A 2,393-nucleotide genomic window follows, 5' to 3' on the forward strand; every position below is an offset into this window, starting at 1 on the left:
ATGGTACTGCACCCGGGAGGGTGTGGGAGAGTAGGTCACCGCCGGACAACTATTAACGAGTTCAGGCCCCGCAACGCTGCGGGGCCTGAACCCGTTTAACCACTTTTAACACTCCCAGTCTGTCCACTGTTCCCATGTTCTGTGACCCCTGTTCACTGGTGGGACCACACCAGGCACCACCCGCACCACAGCATGGGAACACCGGGCAGGGGACTGCAGCGGTCCGTTTGCAATCGACTCACGCCTACCGAGTGCCCCGCGCGGTGTCATCAATATCACCTGCATTCGAAGCGAATGCCCATCTTCCCTTTTCAGATGCCCGAGGGAGACGTAGCCTCACAGGCCACGGGCGCTGTTGCGTCGCCGTCCGGAGACCACCACTGCGGATGATCCTTATTGAGGCCGAGAACGGAAGCGTGAACCCCCATGAGTCTGCGTCACCCACCAAAACGTGTCCGGGGCCGACAGCGAGGCTTGATAAACAGCCGAGCTGCGCGCGGCGGCCTCGGCATCTTCGTTTTCCTCTTTATGCTCCTGCAGTTCGCCGTACCGGCCAATGCTGTTTTCTCCGGCGAATCCCCCGGGAACGAGGTCCCCTCGGACATCACGGAGATCACCATGACCGGGACCGGTGCGGGTCAAGCTGTGACCGGCGGGCTGCCTCCAGTCGGGGCGCCGTTCGATCCCACAACCGGGTATCCCGCGGACGTGCCGACGGGATATGAGACCGCAAATGAGGGGTTCGCCGGCGTCATCACCACTGTTGACGCTGTCGGTAACACGCAGCAGATGTACTGCATCGACATTCGTACTTCCACCTACACCGGTCTGGGTTACGAGAGCGGCACATGGGATGAGTCCAATGTTCCCAACGTGGGCTATATCAACCGCATCCTAAACAGTTACTACCCTGACCAGCCGGGACTTCCAGCGGAAGCTCCGACGGATAACATCCGGGCCGCCGCCGTGCAGGCAGCCATCTGGTTCTTCAGCGACGGGTACGTCCTTGAGGACAACGATACGATCCGGCAGTACACCGCACCGATCGTTGCAGCTGTACTCGCTGCAGGTCCGCTGACCGAGCCGCCCGCCCCCAACGTATCGATTGACCCGCCAGTGGCCTCCGGCCCGACCGACGGCGTCACGGGTCCCTTCACCATTACCTCCGACGCCGCCACCGTCACGGTGGAAGTGCCAGCCGGCTATACCCTGTACACAGATCCTGCCGGTACGGTCCCGCTCACCGGCACGACCGTAACTTCAGGCACGCAGCTGTGGGTGAGGAACGACAACCAGACCACGGATCCGGTTGTTCTGACCGCGACAGCCGTGGTTCCTGTCCAGACGGGCAACGTCTACCTTTACGCAGGCAATAATCCCCAGGTCACCACTGCCCAGAAGCTCATCCTGGCGGCCGACGCGCAGATCGAGTCCAATGCCCAGGCGACGGCTGAGTTCTTCGTTGCCGGCGACCTGACGGTCAGTAAGGCGTTTGCGGGTGAAGGAGCCGGGCTGCAGGGTGACATTTCCCTGCTGGTGGACTGCGGAGCATCCGGCGTCTTCACCTTCGAGATCCCCGCCGGCACGACCGAGGCGGTGACTGAAACGGTCTCCGGCCTGCCGTTGGGCACGGTCTGTTCAGTCACTGAACCCGTCACCGGATCAACGACGGCGGTAACAGTCACTCCGGTGCTCCCGGAATCCGTAACCATCACTGACGGGGAGAACCTCCTTGCCGTCACCAACACAGTCGACCTCAACCCGGGAAGCCTGCTGGTCACCAAGACCATCACGGGTACTGGAGCCGGGCTCCAGGATGACATCGTCATTCATGTCCAGTGTGGGGAAGGAATCCTGGACGAAGTCTTTGTACTGGCCGCCGGCACCAGGGCAGGTGAATACACCCAGCTCTACGAAGGGATTCCTGCCGGGACTCTGTGCAACATCTCGGAACCGACCTCCGGCGCCAACGAAGATGTCACCGTTGAATCGTCGTTTACAGGTGAGGTGACAATACTGCCCGGCGCCACCCAGGGCACTGGTGCTACCAACCTGTACGCACCGGTTCCGGTAAGCGAACGGCTGCCCAAGACGGGCGCTGAATCACTGAATCTGGCCCTGATGGGAGGCGGCGCGGTAATAGCCGGTTCGGCATTGGTTCTTGCTTCACTCCGACGCCGGCAGAGCTAACAGCTGCAGCTGAAATAACGCGCTCGGAACCAGTCCCACGGGGGCCGGTTCCGAGCGCGTTTCAGCCAAGTTGCATGCAGGCTCAAACCTGTGTAAAGTCTTCTGAGTCGCCGCGGCCGGGACGCTCACGAAGCGCCCGAAGCATGGCGGCCAAACCCCAACTTTCTTTCGATGGTGGATCTGCTGCGCGCCTTGTGTGCCGG

The 2,393-nt window shown here is 61.7% G+C and carries 1 protein-coding gene; it reads left to right on the top strand.

The window, feature by feature from the left end; translation table 11 throughout:
• Positions 1–474 precede the first annotated feature (474 nt).
• Complete coding sequence (locus TVC13_RS17945) at positions 475–2,190, top strand: DUF5979 domain-containing protein (RefSeq protein WP_422402486.1); 1,716 nt, start codon at positions 475–477, stop codon at positions 2,188–2,190.
• Positions 2,191–2,393 lie beyond the last annotated feature (203 nt).

Source organism: Arthrobacter sp. 3Tela_A, assembly GCF_049311025.1.
In the GTDB taxonomy this organism is placed as follows: domain Bacteria; phylum Actinomycetota; class Actinomycetes; order Actinomycetales; family Micrococcaceae; genus Arthrobacter_B.